Here is a 25,309-nt window from a genome sequence, read left to right on the forward strand (position 1 = left end):
ATTCCCATACCAACGATAAAATCTGCCAATTCCTGAAAGTGGAAAGACCCTAAATGGAAGGACATCATCTGCACGAAGGCGAGCTGAAGCGCGGCCTGAAAAACCGCCACATCCAGCTGATCGCCCTCGGCGGCGCCATCGGCACCGGCCTGTTCCTCGGCTCGGCCGGCGTCCTGCAATCGGCCGGCCCGTCGATGATCCTCGGCTACGCCATCGGCGGCTTCATCGCCTTCCTGATCATGCGCCAGCTCGGTGAAATGATCGTCGAAGAGCCGGTGGCCGGCTCCTTCAGCCATTTCGCGCACAAGTACTGGGGCGGCTTCGCCGGCTTCATGTCGGGCTGGAACTACTGGGTGCTGTACATCCTGGTGGGCATGTCGGAGCTGACGGCGGTCGGCAAGTACATCCAGTTCTGGTGGCCGGACTTCCCCACCTGGGCGACCGCGGCGGTGTTCTTCGTCCTGATCAACGCCATCAACCTGTTCAACGTGAAGGCCTTCGGCGAGACCGAGTTCTGGTTCGCGATCATCAAGGTCGGCGCGATCATCGGCATGATCCTGCTCGGCATCTGGCTGCTGGTCACCGGCACCGGCGGCCCGCAGGCCTCGGTGAGCAACCTGTGGAGCCACGGTGGCTTCTTCCCCAATGGCCTCAAGGGGCTGGTGATGGTCCTGGCGATCATCATGTTCTCCTTCGGCGGCCTGGAGCTGGTGGGCATCACCGCGGCCGAGGCGGCGGAGCCGAAGAAGGTGATCCCCAAGGCGATCAACCAGGTCATCTACCGGATCCTGATCTTCTACATCGGCGCCCTGGCCGTGCTGCTCTCGCTGTACCCCTGGGATGCCCTGCTGCAGAGCATCAACAGTGCCGGCGACGCGTACAGCGGCAGCCCCTTCGTGAAGGTCTTCTCGCTGCTGGGCAGCAACACGGCGGCCAACGTGCTGAACTTCGTGGTGCTCACCGCCGCGCTGTCGGTCTACAACAGCTGCGTGTACTGCAACAGCCGCATGCTCTACGGCCTGGCCGAGCAGGGCAACGCCCCGCGCGCCTTCGCCAAGGTCGATGACCGTGGCGTGCCGCTGCTGGCCATCGGTGTTTCCGCCTTCATCACCCTGGCCTGCGTGGTGGTCAACTACGTGATCCCGCAGAAGGCGCTGGAGCTGCTGATGTCCCTGGTGGTCGCTGCCCTGGTGATCAACTGGGCGATGATCAGCCTGGCCCACATGAAGTTCCGCAAGGCCATGCAGGCCAAGGGCGTCCAGCCGGTCTTCCGGGCCCTCTGGTATCCCTTCGGCAACTGGCTGTGCCTGGCCTTCGTGGTGTTCATCCTGGGCATCATGCTGCAGATCCCGGGCATCGATGTGTCGGTGTATGCGATCCCGGTGTGGGTCGTGCTGATGGGTATCTGCTACCTGTTCAAGCACAAGTCCCTGGCGAAGGCCAACGCCTGAGCCGCGGCAGGAAAAACGGGAGCTTCGGCTCCCGTTTTGTTTGGTAACGCACCTTTGCCGCAGCGGAAACAGTGCGGCAGGGGGCTTGCGGTAGAATGCCCGGCGCCGGGCGGATGAGGGCGACAGGAGGTACCGAGTGGTGCGTGGGAGCTGGCTGGTGTTGGCGCTGGTGACGGTCCTTGGCGGTTGCGGGCAGTCGGTCGAGCGCTTCGGTGGGCCGACCATGGGCAGCAGTTACACCGTGCAGTACGTGACGACGGGCCAGTCGCCGCAGACGGCGCAGCTCAAGGCCGAGGTCGACGCCATCCTGGCGGACCTGGACCAGCAGTTCTCCACCTATCGCGACGACTCGGTGATCTCGCGTTTCAACGCCCTGCCGGCGGGCTCCTGCATGGTGCTTCCGGCGGACATGCTGACGCTCTGGCGCTACGGCGAGGAGTTGGCACAGCAGAGCGGCGGCGCCTTCGACCTGACCGTCGAGCCGCTGATGAGCCTCTGGGGCTTCGGCCCGCAGTCGCGCCAGGAGCGGGTGCCGGACGCCGTTGCGCTGGAGCGCGAACGGGCGCGGGTCGGCCACCAGCATCTGCACCTGGAGGGCGAGAGCCTGTGCAAGTCGGTGAACGCGCAGCTGGACTTCGACAGCATCGTCGCCGGCTACGCGGTGGACCGGGTCAGCGCGCGCCTGGCCGAACTGGGGCTGAAGGACTACCTGGTGGAGATCACCGGCGAACTCAAGGCCGTGGGCCACAAGCCGGACGGCTCGCCCTGGCGCATCGCCCTGGAAGTCCCCAACGGCGAGCGCGAGCGCCAGGTGGAGCGCGCGGTGGTGCTGGACGGCTACGGGCTATCCACCTCGGGTGACTACCGCAACTATTTCGAGGAGGGTGGGCAGCGCTACTCGCACACCTTCGACCCGCGCAGCGGCACGCCGGTCAGGCACGCGCTGGCGGCGGTCACCGTGGCCGACGTGCAGGCGCTGCGCGCCGACGGCCTGTCGACCCTGCTGATGGTGCTGGGGCCGGAGGAGGGCTATGCCTTCGCCGAGCGCAACGGGCTGGCCGCGCTGTTCATCGTGCGTCAGGGCGAGGGCTTCATCACCCGCGCCACGCCGCGCTTCGAGGCGTTGTTCGCGAAGTCCGAATGAACGGCTCGCCGGGCCGGATGGTTTGTAGTGATGGCAAAATTCGCCTACCTGCCGACCAAGCGCTAATGTGCAGCCTTTTGCCGCAGGGCTAAGCTGCGCCAATGATTTCGATCCGCCTCGGCGCATGTGGTGCCGGGGCTTCGCCGGGAGCGCCGAGCGGGCGTCCCGGCCTGTTCTGAAGGAGTACGCATGGCTGTCTACAACTACGACGTGGTGATTCTCGGCACGGGCCCGGCAGGCGAGGGGGCGGCGATGAACGCCTCCAAGTACGGGCGCAAGCTGGCGGTGGTGGACAGCCGTCGCGTGGTCGGCGGCAACTGCACGCACCTGGGCACCATCCCGTCCAAGGCGCTGCGTCACTCGGTGAAGCAGATCATCGAGTTCAACACCAACCCCATGTTCCGTCAGATCGGCGAGCCGCGCTGGTTCTCCTTCCCCGATGTGCTGAAGAGCGCCGAGAAGGTCATCTCCAAGCAGGTCGCCTCGCGCACCGGCTATTACGCGCGCAACCGCATCGACATGTTCAACGGCACCGCCAGCTTCATCGACGAGCGCACCGTTGAAGTGGTGACTCCCAGCGGCGCCGTGGAGCGCCTGGTGGCCGACCAGTTCGTCATCGCCACCGGCTCGCGCCCGTATCGCCCGGCGGACATCAACTTCAACCACCCGCGCGTCTACGACAGCGACACCATCCTGTCCCTGAGCCACACCCCGCGCCGCCTGATCATCTTCGGCGCCGGCGTGATCGGCTGCGAGTACGCCTCGATCTTCAGCGGCCTGGGCGTGCTGGTGGACCTGGTCGACACCCGCGACCAGCTGCTGAGCTTCCTCGACGACGAAATCTCCGATGCGCTGAGCTACCACCTGCGCAACAACAACGTGCTGATCCGTCACAACGAGGAATACGAGCGCGTGGAAGGCCTGGACAACGGGGTGATCCTGCACCTGAAGTCGGGCAAGAAGATCAAGGCCGACGCCCTGCTGTGGTGCAACGGCCGTACCGGCAACACCGACCGCCTGGGGCTGGAGAACATCGGCATCAAGGTCAACAGCCGTGGCCAGATCGAAGTGGACGAGAACTACCGCACCTCGGTGTCGAACATCTACGCCGCCGGCGACGTGATCGGCTGGCCGAGCCTGGCCAGCGCCGCCTACGACCAGGGCCGTTCGGCCGCCGGCAACATCGTCGAGCATGATGGCTGGCGCTTCGTCAACGACGTGCCGACCGGCATCTACACCATTCCGGAGATCAGCTCCATCGGCAAGACCGAACACGAGCTGACCGCGGCGAAGATTCCCTACGAGGTGGGCAAGGCCTTCTTCAAGGGCATGGCCCGCGCGCAGATCTCCAACGAGCCGGTGGGCATGCTGAAGATCCTGTTCCACCGCGACACCCTGGCGATCCTCGGCGTGCACTGCTTCGGCGACCAGGCCTCGGAGATCGTGCACATCGGCCAGGCGATCATGAACCAGCCGGGCGAGCAGAACACCCTGAAGTACTTCGTCAACACCACCTTCAACTATCCGACCATGGCCGAAGCCTACCGCGTAGCGGCGTTCGACGGCCTGAACCGGCTTTTTTGAAGTACTCCGACCGGCGGCCTGAGCCGGTCGGGGGGAATCTGCTCAGCGATTCCCGATCGTGGCAGTGGCCAAACCGGGAAAGTCTGTAATCAGGCTATCCACGCCAAAATCAGCGAGCCGGCGCATCAGGGCCGGCTCGTTGACCGTCCATACCGAGACATGCAGCCCCTGCTTCTGCGCCTTGAGCAGCCGCTCCGGGGTGCACAGCATCCAGTTCAGCGCCAGCAGATCGCAGCCGTAGTGCGCGGCGACCTTCAGCGGGTCGAGCCAGGCGTATTCGGCCACCAGCCCGCGGGACAGCTCCGGCGCCAGTTCTTCCAGCGCACGCAGCACCGTGCGCGAGCTCGACGTCACGCTGATCCGGTCGCGCAGGCCGAAGCGCCCGACCAGTTGGTGAATCGCCTGCACCGTGCGGCCCGCGCGGTCCTTCGAGGCGCTCTTGACTTCCAGTTGCCAGTGCTCGAACTCGCAGCGCTCGAACAGTTCCGCCAGGCGCGGGATGGGGCAGGGGCGCACCCAGCCCGGACCGCCCGCGCGGGCGTCCATGGTCACCAGGTCTTCCGCCAGCTGCTCGGAGACCTTGCCGCGGCGGCCGGTGGTGCGCTTGAGCGTCGGGTCGTGGATGACCATCAGTTCGCCGTCGCGGGACAGGTGCAGGTCGAGTTCGCAGCGCGTCACGCCGTGTTCCAGGCAGCGCAGGAAGCTGTTCAGGGTGTTTTCCGGCGCTTCGCCTTTGGCGCCGCGATGGCCATAGATCAGAGTCACTGGGGCTCCTTGGGGGACGGGTTCCGGGGGGAAAGGTCTTTGAGGTATTGGGAATGGTGCTGGCGCACCGCGTCGACGACGCGGCCGCTCTCGAAATAGACGCTGAACTCGCGATAGTCCCAGCGGTTGATCGGTGGCTTGCCCACCGCCGGATGTTCCTCGTCCGGCAGGCCGAAGCGCTCCAGCACGGCGTTCTGGCTCTCGCCGCGAGCGGGCAGGGCGATGTGCGGATCGCCCTGTTCGCCCACGGGGATCGACAGCGTATCGGCCAGTGCCGGCAGCGGCGTGGCGAGGCAGAGCAGGAGCAGCAGGTGGCGCATGGATGTTCCTTCGTTCATTCGCCGCGTGCCTTGGCCAGGCGGCGTTCCAGGGCCTGGCGCTGGAGGATGTGGCGGGCCAGCAGTTGGCGCTGGGTATCGCCGAGTATCTCGAATTCGGTGCCGATCTCGTAGTCGCCCTCGGGCTGCTGCTGGCAGCGGGTGACCCGGGCGCGCAGCAGCAGGCCCAGCCCCTGGGGCAGCAGGACGATCTTCAGCGCGAGTGCCTGGCCGGGCGGAAGCGGCTGGGCGTCGCGGAAGTCGATGCCGCCCTCGGACAGGGCGACCCGGCGAGGCGGGCCGATCTCGCGCAGCAGGCTCTGGGCCAGGACCTGGGCGATCAGGTCGATGCGCTTGTTGAGCACCTTCAGGTAGCTGGCCAGCGGGCGGTCGCGCTCGTTGATATGGCGCAGCAGGTGCTGCGACTCGAAGTCGGCCAGGTGCAGGTCGCTGAGCAGATTGAACAGCGCGGAATCATCCTGAAGCACTTCTCCCGACTGGATTTCGCCCTCGCGCAGCGGGCGAAATTCCAATGCGAGGCTGTCTTCAATACGATAGTATTCGCGGCGGTCATCCGCGTCTGGAGTGGACATGGCGAACCCACGGCGGCAGTGATGGTCTGAGTGTAAAGCCGCCTGCCGAGCCTCGCCACACGGAAGTCGATCGCCAGAAGGACTCGACGCACTCTTCATCTTCTCAACCGGCCCCTCATGTTCAGACCACTTTCCGTCTATATCGGAACGCGCTACACCCGCGCCAAACGCCGCAGCCATTTCGTTTCCTTCATTTCCCTCACTTCCATGATCGGCCTCGCGCTGGGCGTGGTGGTGATGATCGTCGTGCTTTCGGTCATGAACGGCTTCGACCACGAGATGCGCACGCGCGTGCTGGGCATGGTGCCCCACGCCACCGTCGAGTCCTACCAGCCCATCGAGGACTGGCGCGGCATCGCCGGCCAGATCAAGAGCCGGCACCCCAACGTGCTGGAAGTCGCGCCCTTCATCCAGATGCAGGGCCTGCTCAGCGCCGGCGGAACGGTGCAGAAGGTACTGATCAACGCCATCGACCCGAACGAGGAGAGCAAGGTCTCGATCATCGACCAGTTCTTCCAGGAGGGCTCGCTGCAGAGCCTCAAGCCCGGCGAGTTCGGCATCCTGATCGGCGACAAGGCGGCGAAGAACCTCGGCGTGAAGCTGGGCGACAAGGTCACCTTCATCGCCCCGGAAATCTCGGTCACCCCGGCCGGCATGTTCCCGCGCATGAAACGCTTCACCGTGGTCGGCACCTTCCACGTCGGCGCCGGCGAACTGGACGGCTACGTCGCCATGGTCCACGTCGATGACGCCGCGCGCATGCGCCGCCTCAAGGACGGCGAGGTGGAAGGCCTGCGCCTGAAGCTCGACGACCTGTTCCAGGCGCCGCGTACCGCCTGGGAAATCGCCCGCACCCTGAAGGGCAACGATTACTTCGCCCGTGACTGGACCCGCAGCCACGGCAACCTGTACCAGGCGATCCGCATGGAGAAGTCCATGATCGGCCTGCTGCTGCTGCTGATCGTCGCGGTCGCCGCGTTCAACATCATTTCCACCCTGGTCATGGTCGTCACCGACAAGAAGGCCGACATCGCCATCCTGCGCACCCTGGGCGCCACGCCGGGGCAGATCATGGCGATCTTCATGGTCCAGGGCACGGTGATCGGCGTGATCGGCACCCTGATCGGCGGCGTGCTCGGCGTGCTCGCGGCGCTCAACGTCAGCGACGCCATCGCCCTGCTGGAGCGCCTGCTCGGCCACAAATTCCTCAACGCGGACGTCTACTTCATCGATTACCTGCCCTCGCAGCTGATGAGCGAGGACGTGATCCTGGTGTGCAGCGCCGCGCTGATCCTGAGTTTCTTCGCCACCCTGTATCCGGCCTGGCGTGCGGCGCGCACCCAGCCCGCGGAGGCATTGCGTTATGAGTAAGCCGACCCCCAACGAGCAGGCCGTCCTGAGCTGCCGCGACCTCGGCAAGCGCTACGAGGAGGGCCCGCAGTCGGTCGAGGTCCTCTCCGGCGTGCAGCTGGAACTGCTGCCCGGCGAGCGCGTCGCCATCGTCGGCAGCTCCGGCTCGGGCAAGAGCACCCTGCTGAACATGCTCGGCGGCCTCGATACGCCCAGCACCGGCAGCGTCTGGCTGGCCGGCGAGCAACTGTCGGCGCTCAACGAGAAGCAGCGCGGCCTGCTGCGCAACCGCGCGCTGGGCTTCGTCTACCAGTTCCACCACCTGCTGCCGGAGTTCACCGCCCTGGAGAACGTCTGCATGCCGCTGCTGATCGGCAGGACGCCGATCCCCGAGGCACGCCAGCGCGCCACCGCGCTGCTGGAGCGCGTCGGCCTCAAGCACCGCCTGAGCCACAAGCCGGCCGAACTGTCCGGCGGCGAGCGCCAGCGCGTGGCCATCGCCCGCGCCCTGGTGAACACCCCGCAGCTGGTGCTGCTCGACGAGCCCACCGGCAACCTCGACCAGCACACCGCCCACGGTATCCAGGAGCTGATGCTGGAGCTGTCGCAGTCCCTGCGCACCGCCTTCCTGGTGGTGACCCACGACACCCACCTGGCACAGCAGATGGACCGCGTGCTGCGCCTGGAGGAGGGCCGGCTGGTCGCCGCCTGAGGGAACCGCCCACCATGTTCAGACCCCTATCGATCTTCATCGGCACCCGCTACACCCGGGCCAAGCGGCGCAACCACTACATCTCGTTCATTTCCCTGACCTCGATGATCGGCCTCGCCCTGGGCGTGCTGGCCATGATCGTGGTGCTCTCGGTGATGAACGGCTTCCAGAAGGAAATGCGCTCGCGCATCCTCGGCATGGTCCCGCACGCCGTGCTGCAGCCGCTCAGCGGCCCGCTGGACGACTGGCGGCGCGTGGCCGATGCAGCGAAGCGCAATCCCCAGGTGACCGGCGCGGTGCCCTTCACCGAAGTCGACGGCATGCTGTCCTACAAGGGCATGATGCAGCCCATCGAGGTGGACGGCGTCGACCCGGCGCTGGAAACCCAGGTGTCGATCATCGGCCAGCACATGGTCCAGGGGCGTTTCGATGACCTGAAGGCCGGCGAGTTCGGCGTGGTCATCGGCGAGATCACCGCGCGGCGCTTCCACGTCAACGTCGGCGACAGCCTGCTGCTGATCGTCCCGGAGGCCAGCTCCGCACCCGGTGGCATCACCCCGCGCATGCAGCGCCTGAACATCGTCGGCGTGTTCAAGGTCGGCGCCGAGCTGGACAGCTCGCTGGCGCTGATCCACATGGATGACGCCGCCAGCCTGATGCGCTGGCAGCCGGGGCAGGTGCAGAGCGTGCGTATCGCCCTGAAGGACCTGTTCCAGGCGCCGGACGTCGGCGCGCGCATCGCCGGGCAGCTGGGCGACGGCTACCGTTCGGTGGACTGGACCCACACCCAGGGCAGCCTGTTCAGCGCGATGAAGATGGAAAAGACCATGATCGGCCTGCTGCTGCTGCTGATCGTCGCGGTCGCCGCCTTCAACATCATCGCCACCCTGATCATGGTGGTGGCCGACAAGCGTGCGGACATCGCCATCCTCCGCACCCTGGGCGCCACGCCGGGGGAGATCATGGCGATCTTCATGGTCCAGGGCACGGTGATCGGTCTCATCGGCACCGTCATCGGCTGCGTGCTCGGGGTGCTGGCGGCGTACAACGTCACCACCATCGTCGCGGCCCTGGAGCGCATCGCCGGCACCCACGTGTTCAACTCGGACATCTATTTCATCAACTACCTGCCGTCCGACCCGCAGGTGCTGGATATCGTGCTGATCTGCGTGGCGGCACTGGCGATGAGCTTCCTGGCCACGCTCTATCCGGCCTGGCGCGCCGCTTCCACCCAGCCGGCGGAATCGCTGCGTTACGAGTGATCCACCGGCCCATGAAAAAGCCGCCCCTCGGGGCGGCTTTTTCATGTCTGCGACGCGGCGCTTTTGTCGGGGCGGATCTTATCCGCGAATCGCGCCGGGTATTTCGGCTATCGCGGATAAGATCCGCTCCTGCGAGAGCAAGACGTTAAAGCCCGCGCTGCAGATTGCGCAGCGCCCGGCGCCGCCGCCAGCTGCGGCCGATCCACCAGCGCCAGTAGCCCTCGGTGGCCAGGTAGCCGAGGATGCCCACCGCGATGCCGCAGATCACCGAGCCGAGCAGGAAGGGCTGCCAGAGCATCGCCAGCTCGCCGCTGATCCATTCCCAGGTCAGGTGGTCGGGCAGGGCGCGTGCGGGGGTTCCCATGACCCAGGCACCCATCTTGTAGGTGCAGTAGAACACCGGCGGCATGGTGATCGGGTTGGTCAGCCAGACCAGGCCGACCGAGATCGGCAGGTTGGCCCGCACCCATACCGCCAGCGAGGCGGCCAGCAGCATCTGCAGCGGGATCGGGATGAACGCGGCGAACAGCCCCATGCCCATGGCGCGCGATATGGAGCGGCGATTCAGGTGCCAGAGGTTGGGCGACTGGAGCAGCGGTCCGAGAAAGCGCAGGCCCTTGTGGTTCCTGATGCTTTCCGGATCCGGCATGTAGCGCTTGAAGATTCGGCGCGGCATGGAGGAAGCCTCTGACAGACGGACGACACGACATTATGCCTAGCTGGATGACAGTCATTCGTTGCCAAGTATGTCCGTGTGTAACCGCCAGCGCTCCTCGGAGCGGCGGTTGCGCCGGGCTCTGGGGAAAAGTCGTTTGCCTCGTACAGGGATGTTCGCGCTGGCCTTCGGGCTGCTGGCGTTGCGCTGGCTGCCGTCATTGCCGCCCGCCTGGGTGCTCGGGCTGCTCGCCGTGTTCGCGCTGCCGTTGCTCTTCACCCGTGGATATTTCATCGGCCTGTTCCTGCTGGGCTTCGCCTGGGCCTGCCAATCCGCGCAATGGGCGCTGGATGACCGGCTGGCCCGGGACCTTGATGGCCGCACGTTGTGGCTGGAGGGCAGGGTGGAGGGCTTGCCCGATCGTTCCGGGCCTTCCGTGCGCTTCATGCTGGGCGAGGTCTCCAGTCCCCGTGCGCCGGTGCCTGGAACGCTGCGCTTGTCCTGGTTTGGCGGGCCGCCGGTCGAAGGCGGCGAGCGCTGGCGCCTGGCGGTAAAGCTCAAGCGGCCCCACGGCATGGCCAATGGCGCGGGCTTCGACTACGAAGCCTGGCTCACCGCGCAGCGCATTGGCGCCACGGGGAGCGTGAAGGACGGCCAGCGGCTGGAGGCGGCCAGCGGTCCACGGGCCTGGCGCGAGGCCTGGCGGCAGCGTCTGCTGGCGGTGGATGCCCGGGGGCGCTCCGGCGCGCTGGCGGCGCTGGTGCTGGGCGATGCGTCCGGACTGACCCCGGCGGACTGGCAGGTGCTGCAGGACACCGGAACCCTGCACCTGATGGTGATTTCCGGCTCGCATGTTTCCCTGCTGGCCGGCCTGCTTTACGCGCTGGTCGCCGGGCTGGCGCGATTCGGTTGCTGGCCGCCGCGCCTGCCCTGGTTGCCGTGCGCCTGCCTGCTGGCTGCCGCCGGTGCGTGGGGATACGGCCTGCTGGCCGGCTTCGATGTCCCGCTGCAGCGCGCCTGCATCATGGTGTCGATTGTGTTGGTCTGGCGCCTGCGCTATCGCCACAGCGGCCTGTGGACGCCCCTGTGCGGTGCCTTGCTCGCGGTGCTGCTGGCCGAGCCGCTGGTGGTGCTGCTGCCGGGCTTCTGGCTGTCCTACGCCGCCGTGGCGTTGCTGATCTTCGGTTTCTCCGGGCGGCTCGGGCGCTGGACTGCCTGGCGCACCTGGCTGCGCGCGCAATGGTTGATGGTGCTCGGATTGCTGCCGGTGTCCATGGCCCTCGGCTTGCCGCTCAGTGTCTCCGGCGTGGCGGCCAACCTGATCGCCGTGCCCTGGGTGGAAATGCTGGTGGTGCCGCTGGCCCTGCTGGGCAGCCTGCTGCTCGGCATCCCCTGGCTGGGGGAGGCGCTGCTGTGGGTGGCCGGCGGCCTGCTGGAGTGGCTGTTCCACCTGCTGGGCTGGATGGCCGCGCTGGCGCCCGCCTGGCAGCCGGTGGCGGCGCCGCCCTGGGCGTTGGCGCTGGCGATGCTCGGCGCGCTCCTGCTGCTGGCGCCGGCCGGCGTGCCATTGCGGGGGCTTGGGCTGGCCATGCTCCTGCCGGTGTTCTGGCCTGCGGTAGCGCTGCCTCCCGCGGGCATGGCCGAGGTCCGCGTGCTGGATGTCGGCCAGGGGCTCTCGGTGTCGATCCGCACCCACGGCCACACCTGGCTCTACGACACCGGCGCGCGCAACGGTGACTTCGATATCGGCGAGCGGGTGGTGGTGCCGACCTTGCGCAGCCTGGGCATCGGGCAGCTTGATCTGCTGCTGCTCAGCCATGCCGACAACGACCATGCCGGCGGCGCCCTGGCGGTGCAGCGCTCGCTGCATCCCGCGCAGGTGATCAGCGGCGAGCCGGATCGCCTGTCCCCCGGACTGCACGCCCGGCCCTGCCGGACGGCGGAGTGGCTCATCGATGGCGTGCGCCTGTCGGCCTGGTCCTGGGACGCTGCGCGGGACAGCAACGAGCGCTCCTGCGTGCTGCTGGTCGAAGCCAACGGCGAGAGCCTCCTGCTCACCGGCGACCTGCCGCAGCCCGCCGAGCTGGCCTGGCTGGCGCAGCACCCGGGCATCCATGTCGACTGGCTGGTGGCCGGCCACCACGGCAGCCGCGGTTCGTCCGGTCCGGCATTCCTGCGCGCCATCCGGCCTGCCGCCGCGCTCATTTCGCGTGGCGCCAACAACCCCTACGGTCATCCCCATCCGTCGGTCGTCGAACGCTTCCGGGCGCTGGGCATGCGGATTCACGATACGGCGGAACAGGGTGCGCTGACCCTGATGCTCGGTGCCCATGGCGAGCTCCGGGGAGTGCGGGAAGGCGCACATTTCTGGCAGGAAAAATGAGCCCGGGGCGGTCGGTTCGCAACGGGCCCTGTGCTAGAGTGGCGCCACTTTTTTTCAGGGGATTCACCACTGTGTGGGAACTGGTCAAAGCTGGCGGCTGGATGATGCTGCCGATCGTGCTGAGCTCCGTCGCTGCCATGGCGATCATCGCCGAACGTCTCTGGACCCTGCGCAAGAGCCGCGTGGCCCCGCCGCAGCTGCTCGGCCAGGTGTGGAAACAGATCAAGGACAAGAAGATGAACAGCCAGGCCCTCAAGGACCTGCGCGCGTCGTCTCCGCTGGGTGAGGTCCTGGCTGCCGGCCTGGCCAACTCCAAGCACGGCCGCGACATCATGAAGGAGTGCATCGAGGAGGCCGCATCCCGCGTCATCCACGAGCTGGAGCGCTACCTCAACGCCCTGGGCACCATCGCCGCCATGGCGCCGCTGCTCGGCCTGCTGGGTACCGTGTTCGGCATGATCCAGATCTTCAGCGCCTTCATGGGCGACGGCATGGCCAATGCGCCGATGCTCGCCGGCGGTATCTCCAAGGCCCTGATCACCACCGCAGCCGGTCTGATCGTGGCGATCCCGGCGGTGTTCTTCCACCGCTACCTGCTGCGCCGCGTCGACGAGCTGGTGATCGCCATGGAACAGGAAGCCATCAAGCTGGTGGAAGTGACCCAAGGCGACCGCGAAGTCGACTTCGTCGAGGAAGGCAAAGCGTGAAATTCCGCCGCAGAGCGGGCGGAGCGGCCCGCGAGGACGTCTTCATCAACCTGGCGTCGCTGATCGACGTGATCTTCGTGCTGCTGCTGTTCTTCGTGGTCGCCACCTCGTTCACCAAGCCGTCGCAGCTCAAGGTCGAACTGCCCGAGGCGGTCAGCGGCACGCCGCCGGAAGCCACCGAGATAAAGCAGCTGGAAATCTCCATCAGCCTCGAAGGCCACTACGCCCTGAACGGCCAGAGCCTGGCCCGCGACGACCTGGAGAACCTGATGAATGCCATGCAGCGTGAATCCGGCGGGGACAACAGCCTGCCGGTGGTGATCACCGCCGACGGCAAGGTCGATTACCAGGCCGTGGTCACCGCGATGGACGCCGCAGGCAAGCTGGGCTTCACCCACCTGCGCATCACCACCATCGAGGCCCGTCCGGACAAGTCCTGATGGCGTTCTCCGACCGCCTGCTCGACGCCTGGTACAAGGGCCACCCGGCCCTTGCCCTGCTCAGGCCGCTCGAACTGCTCTACCGGCGCGTCGCCCGCGGCCGCCGGGAAGACTTCCTCTCCGGCGCCAGGCCGGCCTACCGCGCGCCGGTGCCGATCATCGTGGTCGGCAACATCACCGTCGGTGGCACCGGCAAGACGCCGATGATCCTCTGGCTGATCGAACACTGCCGCGCCCGTGGCCTGAAGGTCGGCGTGGTCAGCCGCGGCTATGGCGCCAAACCGCCGCAGACGCCCTGGCGCGTGCGCGCCGAGCAGTCGGCGGCGGAGGCGGGCGACGAACCGCTCATGATCGTCCGCCGTAGCGGCGTGCCGCTGATGATCGACCCGGACCGCGCCAGCGCCGTGCGCGCGCTGCTCGCCGAAGAGCCGTTGGACCTGATCCTCTGCGACGACGGCCTGCAGCACTACCGCCTGGCCCGCGACCTGGAACTGGTGCTGATCGATGCCGCGCGCGGCCTCGGCAATGGCCGCTGCCTGCCCGCCGGGCCGCTGCGCGAGCCGGCCGAGCGCCTGCGGGAAGTCGACGCCGTGCTGCACAACGGCGCGCCGGCCGATCCGCCGGGGGCCTTCTCCTTCGTCCTGCGACCTTCCGCCCTGGTCAACCTGGCCAGCGGCGAACGGCGCGGCGTCGAGTATTTCCCCGCAGGGCAAGCGCTCCACGCCCTGGCCGGGATCGGCAACCCGCAGCGTTTCTTCACGACGCTCGAGGCGCTAAACTGGCGGCCGATTCCGCATCCCTTCGCCGACCACGCGGCCTACAGCGCCGAGCAGCTGCTCTTCACCCCGACGCTGCCGCTGGTCATGACCGAGAAGGATGCGGTGAAATGCCGGTCCTTCGCCGCGCCCGACTGGTGGTACCTCGCTGTCGAAGCGCAGCCCTCGCCGGCCTTCGTCGCCTGGTTCGACGCCCGGCTCGAGCGACTGGTCGCCCGCTGATCCGGCGGCGCACGCATTCATTACCTGCCAAGTTCAAGGAACGCACCATGGACCCGAAACTCCTCGATATCCTCGCCTGTCCGCTGTGCAAGGGCCCGCTCAAGCTCACCGACGACAAGTCCGAGCTGATCTGCAAGGTCGATGGCCTGGCCTACCCGGTGCGCGACGGCATCCCGGTGATGCTCGAAGGCGAGGCACGTACCCTGAACGTCGACGAGCGCCTGGACAAGTAACCCCATGAGTCAGGCCTACACCGTCGTCATTCCCGCCCGCTACGCCTCCACCCGCCTGCCCGGCAAGCCGCTGCAGGACATCGCCGGCAAGCCGATGATCCAGCACGTCTGGGCGCAGGCCGGCAAGAGCGCCGCCACCCGGGTGGTGGTCGCCACCGACGATCCGCGCATCCTCGACGCCTGCCAGGGCTTCGGCGCCCAGGCGCTGCTGACCCGCGCCGACCACAACTCCGGCACCGACCGCCTGGCGGAAGTGGCCGATGCGCTGGGCCTGGCCGACGACGCCATCGTGGTCAACGTGCAGGGCGACGAACCGCTGATCCCGCCGTCGATCATCGACCAGGTGGCCGCCAATCTCGCGGCGCACCCGGAAGCGGGGATCGCCACCCTGTGCGAGCCGATCCATGACCCGGCCGCGCTGTTCAATCCGAACATCGTCAAGGTGGTCAGCGACAGGAACGGCCTGGCCCTGACCTTCAGCCGCGCCACGCTGCCCTGGGCGCGCGACGCCTTCGCGAAGGACCGCGAAGCTTTGCCGGCCGGCGTGCCGTACCGCCGCCATATCGGCATCTATGCCTACCGCGCGCGCTTCCTCCGCGACTTCGTCGCCTGGGGCCCGTGCTGGCTGGAGGACACCGAGTGCCTGGAGCAGCTGCGCGCGCTCTGGCACGGCGTGCGCATCCACGTGGCCGACGCCCTGGAAGCGCCGCAGGCCGGCGTCGACACCCCGGAAGACCTGGAGCGCGTACGGCGCATCCTGGGGGCCTGATGAAGGTCCTGTTCGTCTGCCTGGGCAATATCTGCCGTTCGCCCACCGCCGAGGGCGTGTTCCGCCACAAGGTCCGCGAGGCGGGCCTGGAGGCGCGGATCGAGATCGACTCCGCCGGCACCGGCGACTGGCACGTGGGCAAGGCGCCGGATGCACGCACCCGCGCCGCCGCGCTGCGCCGGGGCTATGACCTGTCCAGCCTGCGGGCGCGGCAGGTGAGCGTGGCGGACTTTTCCCGCTACGACCTGATCCTCGCCATGGACCACGCCAACCTGCGCGACCTGAAGCACCTGCGCGCCGGCAACGGCAAGGCCGAACTGGACCTGTTCCTGCGCCGCTATGAGCTGGAAATCGACGAAGTGCCCGACCCGTACTATGGCGGCGAGGACGGTTTCGAACGGGTGCTGGACCTGGTGGAGCGGGCCTGCGACGGCCTGCTCCTGGACGTGAAGAGGCGCCTGTGACGCTGCAACTGCAAGAAAACCTGTCCCTCAAGCCCTACAACACATTCGGCGTCGATGTCTCCGCGCGCTGGTTCGCCGAGGCCCATGACGACGCCGAGGTGCGCGAAGGTCTCGCCGCCGCTGCCGGAATGGGCCTGCCGCTGATGGTGATCGGCGGCGGCAGCAACCTGCTGCTGACCCGCGACGTCGAGGCGCTGGTCCTGCGCATGGCTTCCCGTGGCATCCGCGTCCTCGGCGATGACGGCGTGCGCGTGGTGGTCGAGGCCGAGGCCGGCGAGGTCTGGGACGACTTCGTGCGCTGGACCCTGGCCCAGGGCCTGGGCGGGCTGGAGAACCTCAGCCTGATCCCCGGCACCGTGGGTGCCGCGCCGATGCAGAACATCGGTGCCTATGGCGTCGAGATCAAGGATGTGTTCGCCGGCCTGACCGCCCTGGACCGCGAAAGCGGCGAGCTGCGCGAGTTCGGCCTGGACGACTGTGCCTTCGCCTACCGCGACAGCCGTTTCAAGCGCGAAGCGGGCCGCTGGTTGATCCTGCGGGTGCGCTTCGCCCTGAGCCGTGCGGCGCAGCTGCACCTGGACTACGGTCCGGTGCGCCAGCGCCTGGCGGAGGAGGGCGTCACCGCGCCGACGCCGGCTGACGTTTCCCGGGTGATCTGCGCCATCCGCCGCAAGAAGCTGCCCGACCCGGCGGTGCTCGGCAATGCCGGCAGCTTCTTCAAGAATCCCGTGGTGTCCACCGGGCAGGTGGATGAGCTGCGTGCGCGCTTCAGCGATCTGGTGGCCTATCCGCAGGGCGACGGCCTGGTGAAGCTGGCGGCCGGCTGGCTGATCGACAAGGCTGGCTGGAAAGGCTTCCGCGACGGCGCGGCGGGTGTGCATGCGCAACAGGCGCTGGTGCTGGTCAACTACGGCGGGGCTACCGGCGCACAGTTGCATGCACTGGCGGGGCGCATCCGCGAGGATATCCGGCAACGCTTTGGCGTAGAGCTGGAGATGGAGCCGAATCTCTACTGAGAGCGGCGCCGGGTTCTACAAAAAAGGGGATGCAGCTGCATCCCCTTTTTCATGCGTACTCGTAGGAGCGAGCTTGCTCGCGAACCGCCCCAAGACGTCGGCGCGAGGGCTTTCGTAGGAGCGGATCCTATCCGCGAGTCGCGCCGGGGTATCCGGCTATCGCGGACAAGGTCCGCTTGTGTCTGCTGACTTCGGTAGGATCGAAGGTGAGAGCGGCGGGAAGCAAGCTGCAGGTCCGCAGTGTTAGCAGCACGAGTAGGAGCCCAAGCTGCCTCCCGCCGTCCTCTGACCAAAGCCCGAACAGTTGAACGAGTACAACCTCGAACCACAAGCGTGGGCAGTCAGAGCGCTCTCGCCATGTAGTTTACGAGGGTTGAAGCATGACGTGTTGGATCGGTATCGATGTTGCCAAGGACTCGCTGGCCGTATGGTTCCGCCCACAGGGCAGGAGCTTGAGCGTTTCCAATGACGAAGCGGGACATCAGCAGTTAGTGACGCTCTTCGCCGAGGAGAAGCCCGGCCGCATTGTGCTGGAGGCTACCGGTGGATATGAGCGAGGCGTCCTGCATGCCTTGTCCCGAGCCGGCCACGCAGTCTCTCGCTTGAATCCCACACGGGTTCGGGCGTTTGCTACCGCCATGGGCAAGTTGGCCAAGACCGACCCCATCGATGCGGCCGTCCTGGCGCATCTGGCCCAAACGCTGGAGGAAGCCCCCAGTACGGTTCTTTCGCCGGAGCGCCGGCGGCTGCGAGAGCTGGTGCAACGTCGCGAGCAACTGGTTGGGCAGCGCGATGATGAGCGCCGGCGCCTGCAGCAGGCCAACGACCCCTTCGTTCGCCAATGCCTGGAGGACGCCATCAAGGCCTTGAAGGCCAGAATTTGCAGCTATGACGAGCAAATCGCCGAGGCCATGGCTACGGTGGACTCCGAGCAGGTCCAGCAACTCAGTCAGGTCAAGGGCGTAGGCCCGGTAACCGTCGCAGGATTACTGGCTTACCTGCCAGAACTGGGACAACTCAACCGTCGCCAGATCGCCGCCCTGGTCGGCTTGGCCCCTTACAACAGCGACAGCGGCCAGAAATCGGGGCAACGCCGTATCCGCGGAGGGCGCGGCATGATTCGACGCATCCTCTACATGGCAACCTGGTCGGTCATTCGTTACCAGAAGAGCTTCGCTCTTCGTTATCACGGCCTACGCGAAAACGGCCGATGCGCCAAAGTCGCGTTGGTGGCCTGCATGCGAGTTCTGATCGTACGGCTCAATGCGATGGTCCGGGACGGCACTTGCTGGAGAACTGACTTCGAGTAAAAGACAGTTGCTCCTACAGAGGTGGGTTGAACCCGATAGCCGGGCAATAAAAAAGGGGATGCAGCTGCATCCCCTTTTTCATGCCCGAAGCGATCAGCTGTGGTGTTTTTCTACCACGTTGCTTTCCTCTTCCTCGGTCTTCTCGGCCTTCTCGTGTTCAGCCTGCTCGGCAACCGATTGCTCGGTCTGCTCGACGGCTTCAGTTTCGCTCACCACTTCAGTCGCAACGGTTTCGGCGGCGGCTTCAGTGGCCGGCTCGGCCTCGACTTCAGCTTCCACGGCAGCGGTCTCTTCGGCTGCGGCTTCGGCGGCCGGAGCTGCTTCGACAACCTGCGGAGCTGCAGCCGCGGCTGCGGCGGCTTCGCGGGCCAGGCGCTCCAGGCGACGACGCTCGCGCGGGTCGTTGGAGGCGCGGCCGGTGGCGTTGGCCGGAACTGCGGCGTCGGTGGCCGGAGCTTCGGCCGGTGCTTCAGCGGCCGGCTCGGGCTGGGCTTCGGCGGCGGCCGGGGCGACCTCTTCCACTTGGGTTTCGGCGGCCGGGGCTACGGCTTCGGCGACGGCTTCCACGGCCACGCTTTCGCTGGCTTCAGCCTGCTCGACGGCTTCGCTGGGCTTGGCCAGGAACTCGATGGTCTGCTCCAGGGCGCTTTCGGTACGCACGGCCTCGACCACCTGAGTGGCTTCGGTCGGCGCCTCGGCGGCCGGCTGCTGTTCAGCGGCAACTTCGGCAACGACGGCGGCGGCAACTGCGGCAGCGGCGACCGGAGCTTCGCCAGCAGCCGGTTCGGCCTGCTCGCCGGTCTCTTCGGCGCCTTCCATGCCATCCACGCCGGCTTCACGCTGGCGCTCGCGGCGGTTGCTGCGACGGCGCTGGCCACGGGAGCGGCGACGCGGACGCTCGCCATCGGCGCCTTCCTGGTCGTCCTGCTGGTCCAGCAGTTCCTCGTTCAGCAGCTCTTCGGATTCCAGGGCGGCGGCATCGCTGGCCTGACGCTCCTCGCGCGGCTGGCGCTCTTCACGGGGCTGACGCTCGGCGCGTTCAGCGCGCGGCTGACGTTCCTCGCGGGCCGGACGCTCGCCGCGCTCTTCGCGGGGCTGGCGCTCTTCACGCGGTTGACGCTCGGCACGCTCCTCACGGGGCTGACGCTCTTCGCGCGGCTGGCGATCAGCGCGCTCTTCACGCGGTTGGCGCTCTTCGCGGGGCTGACGCTCGGCACGCTCTTCGCGCGGCTGGCGCTCCTCGCGGGGCTGGCGTTCGGCACGTTCTTCACGCGGCTGACGCTCCTCGCGGGGCTGACGCTCGGCGCGTTCTTCGCGCGGTTGGCGCTCCTCGCGCGGTTGACGTTCGGCACGCTCTTCACGCGGCTGACGCTCTTCACGGGCCGGGCGCTCGCCACGCTCGGCGCGCTCGTCACGGCGGCGCTCGCCGCGTTCCTTGCGCTCGTCATCACGGCGACCGCCTTCGCGGCCATCGCGGCGACGGTTCTGCTGGCGGCCGTTGCGGCGTTCGCCCTGGCCTTCGCTGCGCTCGGCCGGCTTCTCGGCGGCGGCAGGTTGCGGTTGCTCCTGCTTGCTGCCGGCGAACAGGCTGACCAGCGACTTCACCAGGCCCTGGAACAGGCTCGGCTCCGGCATCGGCTTGGGCGCTTCGACGACCGGCTCGGCCACAGCGGTCTGCTGCGGAGCGGGAGTCTGCGGGGAAACGGTCTTCACCGCGGCTTCCTGGCGGACCAGGGTGCGGGTGGAGCTGATCGGCTGGACTTCCTCGTGCTCGACGTGGGCCATCTCGTAGCTGGAGTGGCCGGCCAGCAGTTCGGGGCTGTCGTCGCGCAGGCGCTGCACTTCGAAGTGGGGGGTTTCCAGATGGTCATCCGGCAGGATGAAGATGCGCGCGCGGGTGCGCAGCTCGATCTTGGTGATGGCGTTGCGCTTCTCGTTGAGCAGGAAGGCGGCGACCTGGAACGGCACGCGCGCGCGAACTTCGGCGGTGCGGTCCTTCAGGGCCTCTTCCTCGATCAGGCGCAGGATCGCCAGCGACAGGGATTCGACGTCGCGGATGATGCCCTGGCCGTTGCAGCGCGGGCAGACGATGCCGCTGGTCTCGCCGAGGGACGGACGCAGGCGCTGGCGGGACATTTCCAGCAGGCCGAAGCGCGAGATGCGGCCGACCTGGACGCGGGCGCGGTCGGCTTCCAGGGCTTCGCGCACGCGCTCTTCCACGGCGCGCTGGTTCTTCGCCGGGGTCATGTCGATGAAGTCGATGACGATCAGGCCGCCGATGTCGCGCAGGCGCAGCTGGCGGGCGATTTCCTCGGCCGCTTCCAGGTTGGTCTGCAGCGCGGTTTCCTCGATGTCGCCGCCCTTGGTGGCGCGCGCCGAGTTGATGTCGATGGAGACCAGGGCTTCGGTCGGATCGATGACGATGGAGCCGCCCGACGGCAGCTTCACTTCACGCTGGAAGGCGGTTTCGATCTGGCTTTCGATCTGGAAGCGGTTGAACAGCGGAACGCTGTCCTGGTACAGCTTCACCTTGCTGGCGTACTGCGGCATGACCTGCTGGATGAAGTTCAGGGCTTCTTCCTGGGCGTCGATGCTGTCGATCAGCACTTCGCCGATGTCCTGGCGCAGGTAGTCGCGGATGGCGCGGATGATGACGTTGCTTTCCTGGTAGATCAGGAACGGACCGCTGCGCTCGCCGGAGGCTTCCTTGATGGCGCCCCACAGTTGCAGCAGGTAGTCCAGGTCCCATTGCAGCTCTTCGGCGCTGCGGCCCAGGCCGGCGGTGCGGACGATCAGGCCCATGTCGCCGGGGACGGTCAGGCCGTTCAGGGCTTCGCGCAGTTCGTTGCGCTCTTCACCCTCGATGCGGCGGGAGATGCCGCCGGCGCGCGGGTTGTTGGGCATCAGCACCAGGTAGCGGCCGGCGAGGCTGATGAAGGTGGTCAGGGCTGCGCCCTTGTTGCCACGCTCCTCTTTCTCGACCTGGACGATGACTTCCTGGCCCTCGCTGAGCACATCCTTGATGTTGATGCGGCCTTCGGGGTTCTTCTTGAAGTATTCGCGGGAGATTTCTTTGAGGGGGAGGAAGCCGTGGCGCTCGGCGCCGAAGTCGACGAAGGCGGCTTCGAGGCTGGGTTCGATGCGGGTGATGCGCCCTTTATAGATGTTGGCCTTCTTCTGTTCGCGCGCGCCGGACTCGATGTCCAGGTCGAACAGGCGTTGGCCGTCTACCAGCGCTACACGCAACTCTTCGGGTTGAGTTGCGTTGATCAGCATTCTTTTCATGTAGTACCAATGGTTTCCGGGGCCACCGGAAACGGCAATCGGCACACACGACTCTCACGGTCGGTGCTAAGGCACGTACTCAGGAATGGCGGGCCATTCCCGTGTCCAGCGGCAGCAGGCGAATTCTGCTGTGCCGCGACTACGTTTCCTGCTTGTCGAGTAAGAACAAGCACTCATCAGGAGGAGGAATCGACTGTCAGATGCGGACGATGAAGTGCGTCTACGATCAAGGCATGAAAGCAACGCAATCCGACAGTTGTGCATCTCCGCCCTGCACATTTCCCTAAGAGCCGGGTGCCGCTCGCAGAATCCGGGAGCGGGGTTGGCTTTTATCACGGCTACCTTGGTGGCCGTGGTCATGTCTCAAGGCCTGGGTTTCGAGGCGCTGTCGGCGGGCGAATCGCTCATGCCGTTGCAACGCTTCAGGGGACTGCCTCGTGTCCGTTCAATGTGTTTGCAGGCGGTTTGGGGACGGCGATTACGCGATCATCCGCGGGCCTGGCCACTTTTGGCGGCCTCCCGAATATAGCAGCAATGATTAAGTGCTTCAATTGAATGAAAAATTGTTATTATGTCCGGATGACAAATCCCGCCTCTCCGACTTCCGGCGTTCAGCTGCTTGAAGTCGCGCCGGAGTATGCCGGCCAACGTATCGACAATTTCCTTCGCACCCAGCTCAAGGGCGTGCCCAAGACCCTGATCTACCGCATCCTTCGCAAGGGTGAGGTGCGGGTCAACAAGGGGCGCATCAAGCCCGAGTACAAGCTGCAGGCCGGCGACGTGGTGCGCGTGCCGCCGCTGCGCCTGGCCGAGCGCGACGAGCCCGTGCCGCTCGCCCAGGGGCTGCTGGAGCGCCTCGAGGCTGCCATCGTCTTCGAGGACAAGGCGCTGATCGTGGTGAACAAGCCCGCGGGCATCGCCGTGCACGGCGGTAGCGGTCTCAGTTACGGGGTCATCGAGGCCTTCCGTCAGTTGCGCCCGGAAGCGAGGGACCTGGAGCTGGTGCATCGCCTCGATCGTGATACTTCCGGCCTGCTGATGATCGCCAAGAAGCGCAGCATGCTGCGCCATCTGCACGATGCCCTGCGCAGCGAGCGGGTGGTGGACAAGCGCTATCACGCCCTGGTGCGCGGCAGCTGGCCGGCGGCGAAGAAGCAGATCGCCGTGCCGCTGCTGAAGAACAATCTGCGCTCCGGCGAGCGCATGGTGGAAGTGAACCCCGAGGGCAAGGAGGCGCTGACCGAGTTCAAGGTGCTGCGCCGCTTCGGCGACTTCGCCACGCTGGTGGAGGCGCGCCCGATCACCGGCCGCACTCACCAGATTCGCGTGCATGCCAAGCACGCCGGCCATTCCATTGCCGGCGACTCCAAGTACGGCGACGACGAGTTCACCCGCGAGATTCGCGAGCTTGGCGGCAAGCGCCTGTTCCTGCATTCGGCGCAGCTGCGCGTGCCGATGCCCGATGGCTCGGTGCTGGAGCTGGATGCGCCGGTGGACGAAATCTGGCGGCAGACCCTGGAGCGTCTGGATGCGTGAGTATTCCCTGCTGATCTTCGACTGGGATGGCACGCTGGTGGACTCCATTGGCCGCATCGTCGAGTCGATGCGTGTCGCAGCGGTCAACTCCGGCCTGCCGGAGCGCAGCGACGCGGCGATCAAGGGCATCATCGGGCTCGGCCTGCCCGAGGCTATCCAGACGCTCTACCCCGAAGTGGAGGAAGGTGAGCCGCTGGAGCGCTTCCGTCGTGACTACGGTGAGCACTATCTGGCACTGGAAGTGCGGCCGTCGCCGTTGTTTCCGGGGGTTGCCGAGGCGATGGTCGAGTTCCGCCGTGCGGGCTATTGCCTGGCGGTGGCCACTGGCAAGAATCGCCGTGGTCTGGATCGCGTGCTGGCGGGGCAGGGCTGGACCGATTTCTTCGATATCACCCGTGCGGCCGACGAATCGGCGAGCAAGCCCGATCCGCGCATGCTGCATGAAATCCTCCGGCACTGCCGGGTGGATGCGCGCGATGCGCTGATGGTGGGGGATTCGCCTTTCGATCTGGAAATGGCGCGCCGTGCCGGCATGGATTCGGTGGCGGTGGGCTATGGTGCGCAGTCGCTGGAGGCTCTGCGGGAGTATGCTCCGGCGCTGGAAGTGGAGCATTTCAATGAATTGCGCGCCTGGCTGGCCGGGCGCTCGGTGAAGCCGGTGCTCGAGGTAGGTAACGATGTCGGATGAATGGAAAGCTGAAGAGCCCAAGGCGGGTGACGACAAGAGTTGGAAGCTGCTGGAGAAAGCGCTGCTATCCGGGGTTCAGGAGCAGCGCCGGGCGCGCCGCTGGGGCATCTTCTTCAAGCTGCTGACCTTCCTTTATCTGTTCATTGCCCTGGCGTTGTTCAGTCCGTTCGGTGGTCTGTCCAAGTCCGCTTCGCGCAGTGCGAGTCACACGGCGCTGATCGAAGTGAAGGGCATGATCGCTGACGATGAGCCGGCCAGTGCCGACAACGTCGTCGGCGCGCTGCGTTCGGCGTTCGAGGATACCGGCACCAAGGGCATCGTTCTGCGCATCAACAGTCCGGGCGGCAGTCCGGTGCAGTCCGGTTATATCTACGATGAAATCAAGCGTCTGCGTGGTGAGCATCCGGATATCAAGGTCTATGCGGTAATCAGTGATCTCGGTGCTTCCGGGGCTTATTACATCGCCAGCGCCGCCGATGAGATCTATGCGGACAAGGCCAGTCTGGTTGGCTCCATCGGCGTGACCGCGGCCACGTTCGGCTTCGTCGGCACCATGGAGAAGCTTGGGGTGGATCGCCGTATCTACACTTCGGGCGAGCACAAGGCCTTCCTTGATCCCTTTCAGCCGCAGAAGCCAGATGAAACCGCGTTCTGGCAGCAGGTGCTGGACACCACGCACAATCAGTTCATCGATAGCGTGAAGAAGGGGCGTGGCGACCGCCTGAAGGTCAAGGGCCATCCGGAGCTGTTCTCCGGTCTGATCTGGTCCGGTGAGCAGGCTCTTCAGCTGGGGCTGGTCGATGGCTTGGGCAGCACCAGCTATGTGGCGCGCGAGGTCATCAAGGAGAAGGAAGTGGTGGATTACACCGTCCAGGAAACGCCTTTCGACCGCTTTGCGAAGAAGCTGGGTGCCAGTGTCGCCGAGCGCCTGGCGCTGTGGATGGGTTGGCAGGGGCCAGCTCTGCGCTGATTTCCTTCTATATATAGGAAGGCCCGGTGATTGCCGGGCCTTCTGCGTTTTCAGGCTTTCCGTTTCAAGGGATTTGCACCTGCTCGGCCAGCAGCATGTCCACCAGGCGGATCAGCGGCAGGCCGATCAGGCTGGTGGCGTCTTCGCCTTCGGTCGAGCGGAACAAGCTGATGCCCAGCCCTTCGGCCTTGAAGCTGCCGGCGCAGTCGAAGGGCTGTTCGGCTTCCAGGTAGCGGCGGATGCGCGCTTCGTCCAGTTCGCGGAAATGCACGGTGAATGGCACGCAGTCGACCTGGCTGCGGCCGCTGCGGCTGTTCAGCAGGCAGAGTCCGGTTAGGAAGCTGACGCTGGCGCCGCTGGCGGCGTTCAGCTGCTCGGCGGCGCGTTCCAGGGTGTGGGGTTTGCCGAGGATCTGGGTGCCGTTCACCGCGGCCTGGTCCGAGCCGATGATCAGGTGGCCGGGATAGCGCTGGCTCAGGGCGCGCGTTTTACTCTCCGCCAGACGTTGCACCAGTCGCTCTGCGTTTTCGCCGGGGAGCGGGGTTTCATCGATGTCGGGACTTGCGCATTCGAACGGCAGGCGCAGGCGCTGCAACAATTCGCGGCGGTAGGGTGAGCTGGAAGCAAGGATCAGGGGGAGCATGAGGGATTCCTTTGGAGCGTCGCGGCGATTCTAG

General features: G+C 66.5%; 24 protein-coding genes. 18 read left to right on the top strand and 6 right to left on the bottom strand.

The window, feature by feature from the left end:
- Positions 1-53 precede the first annotated feature (53 nt).
- The 3 genes from AC3B6A_RS09330 (at position 54) to sthA (ending at position 4,179) form a co-directional block, all read left to right on the top strand.
- Positions 54-1,451 (top strand): amino acid permease, encoded by a 1,398-nt coding sequence (locus AC3B6A_RS09330; RefSeq protein WP_488402224.1) that lies wholly within the window; start codon positions 54-56, stop codon positions 1,449-1,451.
- Between the two features lie 136 nt (positions 1,452-1,587).
- Positions 1,588-2,595, top strand: a complete 1,008-nt coding sequence (locus tag AC3B6A_RS09335) for an FAD:protein FMN transferase (RefSeq protein ID WP_488402226.1) — start codon at positions 1,588-1,590, stop codon at positions 2,593-2,595.
- Between the two features lie 189 nt (positions 2,596-2,784).
- Positions 2,785-4,179: a Si-specific NAD(P)(+) transhydrogenase gene (gene sthA / locus AC3B6A_RS09340; RefSeq protein ID WP_488402228.1), complete on the top strand. Its 1,395-nt coding sequence runs from the start codon at positions 2,785-2,787 to the stop codon at positions 4,177-4,179.
- Between the two features lie 42 nt (positions 4,180-4,221).
- On the opposite strand, the gene AC3B6A_RS09345 is transcribed toward sthA, so the two are convergent.
- Genes AC3B6A_RS09345 through AC3B6A_RS09355 form a run of 3 tightly spaced genes read right to left on the bottom strand, consistent with a single transcriptional unit; the run spans position 4,222 to position 5,854 of the window.
- On the bottom strand, positions 4,222-4,944 hold the full coding sequence (locus AC3B6A_RS09345) for a glycerophosphodiester phosphodiesterase (protein WP_488402230.1): 723 nt from the start codon (positions 4,942-4,944) through the stop codon (positions 4,222-4,224).
- Positions 4,941-5,264 carry a phosphodiesterase gene (locus AC3B6A_RS09350; RefSeq protein ID WP_488402231.1) on the bottom strand — a complete coding sequence of 108 codons (324 nt, stop codon included), beginning with the start codon at positions 5,262-5,264 and terminating at the stop codon, positions 4,941-4,943. The genes AC3B6A_RS09345 and AC3B6A_RS09350 overlap by 4 nt, the downstream gene beginning before the upstream one ends.
- A gap of 14 nt (positions 5,265-5,278) precedes the next feature.
- Complete coding sequence (locus AC3B6A_RS09355; RefSeq protein WP_488402232.1) at positions 5,279-5,854, bottom strand: PilZ domain-containing protein; 576 nt, start codon at positions 5,852-5,854, stop codon at positions 5,279-5,281.
- Between the two features lie 117 nt (positions 5,855-5,971).
- On the opposite strand from AC3B6A_RS09355, the gene AC3B6A_RS09360 reads away from it, so the two are divergent.
- The 3 genes from AC3B6A_RS09360 to AC3B6A_RS09370 are packed head-to-tail and all read left to right on the top strand — an operon-like array spanning position 5,972 to position 9,178.
- On the top strand, positions 5,972-7,225 hold the full coding sequence (locus AC3B6A_RS09360; RefSeq protein WP_488402234.1) for a lipoprotein-releasing ABC transporter permease subunit: 1,254 nt from the start codon (positions 5,972-5,974) through the stop codon (positions 7,223-7,225).
- The gene (gene lolD / locus AC3B6A_RS09365; protein ID WP_488402236.1) at positions 7,218-7,916 is read left to right on the top strand and encodes a lipoprotein-releasing ABC transporter ATP-binding protein LolD; all 699 of its coding nucleotides are present in this window, start codon (positions 7,218-7,220) and stop codon (positions 7,914-7,916) included. Before AC3B6A_RS09360 ends, lolD begins: the two co-directional genes overlap by 8 nt.
- A 14-nt stretch (positions 7,917-7,930) precedes the next feature.
- Entirely contained in the window at positions 7,931-9,178 is a 1,248-nt protein-coding gene (locus tag AC3B6A_RS09370) for a lipoprotein-releasing ABC transporter permease subunit (protein WP_488402238.1), read from the top strand.
- A 145-nt stretch (positions 9,179-9,323) separates the two neighbouring features.
- Here the strand turns inward: AC3B6A_RS09370 and AC3B6A_RS09375 are convergent, their stop codons facing one another.
- Positions 9,324-9,854: a DUF2062 domain-containing protein gene (locus tag AC3B6A_RS09375; RefSeq protein ID WP_488402240.1), complete on the bottom strand. Its 531-nt coding sequence runs from the start codon at positions 9,852-9,854 to the stop codon at positions 9,324-9,326.
- 151 nt (positions 9,855-10,005) lie between these two features.
- On the opposite strand from AC3B6A_RS09375, the gene AC3B6A_RS09380 reads away from it, so the two are divergent.
- The 9 genes from AC3B6A_RS09380 to AC3B6A_RS09420 all read left to right on the top strand — a co-directional run bounded on the left by AC3B6A_RS09380 (position 10,006) and on the right by AC3B6A_RS09420 (position 18,153).
- Positions 10,006-12,216: a DNA internalization-related competence protein ComEC/Rec2 gene (locus AC3B6A_RS09380; RefSeq protein ID WP_488403552.1), complete on the top strand. Its 2,211-nt coding sequence runs from the start codon at positions 10,006-10,008 to the stop codon at positions 12,214-12,216.
- Between the two features lie 71 nt (positions 12,217-12,287).
- Entirely contained in the window at positions 12,288-12,923 is a 636-nt protein-coding gene (pocA, locus tag AC3B6A_RS09385; RefSeq protein ID WP_488402242.1) for a flagellar polar localization protein PocA, read from the top strand.
- Entirely contained in the window at positions 12,920-13,363 is a 444-nt protein-coding gene (pocB, locus tag AC3B6A_RS09390) for a flagellar polar localization protein PocB (protein ID WP_488402244.1), read from the top strand. The genes pocA and pocB overlap by 4 nt, the downstream gene beginning before the upstream one ends.
- Positions 13,363-14,361, top strand: coding sequence for a tetraacyldisaccharide 4'-kinase (gene lpxK, locus AC3B6A_RS09395; RefSeq protein WP_488402246.1), 999 nt, complete (start codon positions 13,363-13,365; stop codon positions 14,359-14,361). The genes pocB and lpxK overlap by 1 nt, the downstream gene beginning before the upstream one ends.
- A 47-nt stretch (positions 14,362-14,408) precedes the next feature.
- Positions 14,409-14,594, top strand: coding sequence for a Trm112 family protein (locus tag AC3B6A_RS09400; protein ID WP_090260663.1), 186 nt, complete (start codon positions 14,409-14,411; stop codon positions 14,592-14,594).
- Between the two features lie 4 nt (positions 14,595-14,598).
- Entirely contained in the window at positions 14,599-15,363 is a 765-nt protein-coding gene (kdsB, locus tag AC3B6A_RS09405) for a 3-deoxy-manno-octulosonate cytidylyltransferase (RefSeq protein ID WP_488402248.1), read from the top strand.
- Entirely contained in the window at positions 15,363-15,827 is a 465-nt protein-coding gene (locus AC3B6A_RS09410; RefSeq protein ID WP_488402250.1) for a low molecular weight protein-tyrosine-phosphatase, read from the top strand. The genes kdsB and AC3B6A_RS09410 overlap by 1 nt, the downstream gene beginning before the upstream one ends.
- On the top strand, positions 15,824-16,843 hold the full coding sequence (gene murB, locus AC3B6A_RS09415; RefSeq protein WP_488402252.1) for a UDP-N-acetylmuramate dehydrogenase: 1,020 nt from the start codon (positions 15,824-15,826) through the stop codon (positions 16,841-16,843). The genes AC3B6A_RS09410 and murB overlap by 4 nt, the downstream gene beginning before the upstream one ends.
- 380 nt (positions 16,844-17,223) lie before the next feature.
- Positions 17,224-18,153, top strand: coding sequence for an IS110 family RNA-guided transposase (locus tag AC3B6A_RS09420; protein WP_488399089.1), 930 nt, complete (start codon positions 17,224-17,226; stop codon positions 18,151-18,153).
- 93 nt (positions 18,154-18,246) lie between these two features.
- Here the strand turns inward: AC3B6A_RS09420 and rne are convergent, their stop codons facing one another.
- Positions 18,247-21,438, bottom strand: a complete 3,192-nt coding sequence (gene rne / locus AC3B6A_RS09425) for a ribonuclease E (RefSeq protein WP_488402254.1) — start codon at positions 21,436-21,438, stop codon at positions 18,247-18,249.
- Between the two features lie 579 nt (positions 21,439-22,017).
- On the opposite strand from rne, the gene rluC reads away from it, so the two are divergent.
- The 3 genes from rluC to sppA are packed head-to-tail and all read left to right on the top strand — an operon-like array spanning position 22,018 to position 24,632.
- Complete coding sequence (rluC, locus tag AC3B6A_RS09430; protein ID WP_488402255.1) at positions 22,018-22,974, top strand: 23S rRNA pseudouridine(955/2504/2580) synthase RluC; 957 nt, start codon at positions 22,018-22,020, stop codon at positions 22,972-22,974.
- Positions 22,967-23,662, top strand: a complete 696-nt coding sequence (locus AC3B6A_RS09435; RefSeq protein WP_488402257.1) for an HAD-IA family hydrolase — start codon at positions 22,967-22,969, stop codon at positions 23,660-23,662. The genes rluC and AC3B6A_RS09435 overlap by 8 nt, the downstream gene beginning before the upstream one ends.
- Positions 23,652-24,632, top strand: coding sequence for a signal peptide peptidase SppA (gene sppA, locus AC3B6A_RS09440; protein WP_488402258.1), 981 nt, complete (start codon positions 23,652-23,654; stop codon positions 24,630-24,632). The genes AC3B6A_RS09435 and sppA overlap by 11 nt, the downstream gene beginning before the upstream one ends.
- Positions 24,633-24,696: 64 nt before the next feature.
- Here the strand turns inward: sppA and AC3B6A_RS09445 are convergent, their stop codons facing one another.
- Positions 24,697-25,275: a Maf family protein gene (locus AC3B6A_RS09445; RefSeq protein WP_488402259.1), complete on the bottom strand. Its 579-nt coding sequence runs from the start codon at positions 25,273-25,275 to the stop codon at positions 24,697-24,699.
- Positions 25,276-25,309 lie beyond the last annotated feature (34 nt).

The organism is Pseudomonas sp. B12(2026), from assembly GCF_057767015.1.